Raw genomic sequence first — 1914 nt, forward strand, 5'->3', positions numbered from 1 at the left:
CCCCTGGCCGACGAGTGCGAGGCCGCCGCGTCGTGCAAGATAGCGCCAGAGCGGATAGCGCGCATAAAATTCCCGCTGCTGCTAAGAGACGGCGATGCGGCGGCGCGGGCGGCGGCGATATTTAAGATCGCAAATTTTTTAAAATCCCCCATTAAAATTTTAAACGCACAGAGCACGGCTCTTCTACACGAGCAGCTCAAAAGCTCGGCGATCTTTTACGTGAAGGATTTTGGCACCCTAAACGGCGCGCAGAGGGATGAAATTTTAAAAAAAACGGAAAAAGCCAGGCTAATCGCAAGCTCTGAGGGCGTGCATATAAAGGGCTTTGCAGATGAAATTTCACTCGCCGAAAGCGGAAGCGATAAAAAAATTTTAAGCATAGAGGAATACGTCAAATTCGCCATCTCGACCTATCAGCAGGAGTATTTCGACTCCGATCTGGCCGCAGCTTTGGGCATTTCGCGAAAATCGCTTTGGGAAAAAAGGAAAAAATATGGCATCGCAAGAAAAAAATAGCCGCGCTCGCTCAGGTAAAATTTCTCATCCTAATGAGATCTCTAACGCGGGTAAAAACTCTCGCGCGAGCGGAATTTCTCGCTTGAGCGAGGCTACGTGCGCGCCCGAAATTCCTTGCGCGAACGACGCCCCCGATATATTCAAAACCGCGCGCACGCCGGGAACTGTGCGCGCCGCAAAAACTACCGATGCACTCAAAGCCTCGCGCGCGACAAAACCCGCGCGCATACCGAAATTTCACCGCATTATTGAAATTTCGCGCTGTGATCTAAGCGCGTTAAGCCTCGTCGCAAACGGCGGCTTCGGCAGATCGCGCGCTCTACTGCGCCCAAAAAAGCTAAGCGCGGCGGGGATAAATTTTATATTTTCCTGCGCGGAGGCCAAAAAAGGCGAAACGCTCGCACTGAGCCTAAAAGAGGATTCCGCAAAGGGTGAGATCGCCGCGCTGATCGAAGTGACGGACGTTTATCTTCCGAGTGCGGACGAGATCAAAGGTTCGATCTTTCAAAACGCGCGCGCAGACGTCAGCGCGGTAGAGGGCGAGATCAGGATCATAGTGGACGAGCTGAAAGACAAGGCTCTGCAGATCCAAAAGATCAAAAACGAGCTGCAAAGCCCCAAAATTTCGGCATTTTTCACCTGCGCCGATCCGATCCACCGCGTGCACGAGCGATTGATGCGGCATATGATCGACAAGGCCGATCTTACGGTGATCTTTCTTACCGCCACCGCAAAGCCCGACGCGCTGCCCGCCGCGCTGCGAAAAAAGGCGCTTGAATATCTGCTTGAAAACTTCTTCGTCGCGCAGCGCGTGATGCTGATCGATCTTAGCGAGCTTGAAATTTTCAGCGACCACGACAAGCCCGTTTTGGAGTGCATCATCGCTAAAAATTTAGGCGCGAACAAGGTCGTATTCGGGCAGAAGCACAAGCATATCGAGCTGTTTTTCGATGGAGGCGGGATGCACACGATCCTGGATGAGCTTCAAAAGCGCGGCGAGATCGAGATCCTACTCATGCCCGAATACGTTTACTGCGAAAAATGCAAGGTCTTAGTGAGCGTGAAAAACTGTCCTCACGGCGGGCACCATCACGTGCACTATCGCACGCAAAATTTAAAAACCCTGCTGCGCGCGGGGATCTTGCCGCCGGCGATCTTCATGCGCAAGGAGATCTCGGCGATGATCCTAAGCGAACTCTTTCCTGCGCGGTTTGAAAACCTACAAAAGCTCTACGATGAGCTATTTCCGAACGGCGGGATCTTGCAAAGCCACGACGAGAGCGAGTTTTACGAACAGCTGATGCAGCTGTATCAAACCAGCGCGCTAAAGACGTAGCGTTTGAGGGCGCAACGTAAAAAATGACGTGGAATTTGCGGCATCTAGGCGAGAGTAAAATT

1 protein-coding gene and 1 pseudogene are annotated in these 1914 nt (G+C 52.2%); both read left to right on the forward strand.

The window, feature by feature from the left end; all coding sequences use genetic code 11:
- Positions 1-516, forward strand: a pseudogene (locus Q0236_RS08560) (hypothetical protein); the annotation flags it as partial.
- A complete protein-coding gene (locus Q0236_RS08565) occupies positions 494-1852 on the forward strand; it encodes a sulfate adenylyltransferase (RefSeq protein ID WP_297916902.1) in 1359 nt (452 codons plus the stop codon). The pseudogene Q0236_RS08560 and the gene Q0236_RS08565, both read left to right, overlap by 23 nt.
- Positions 1853-1914: the final 62 nt, after the last annotated feature.

The organism is uncultured Campylobacter sp., from assembly GCF_938031315.1.
In the GTDB taxonomy this organism is placed as follows: domain Bacteria; phylum Campylobacterota; class Campylobacteria; order Campylobacterales; family Campylobacteraceae; genus Campylobacter_B.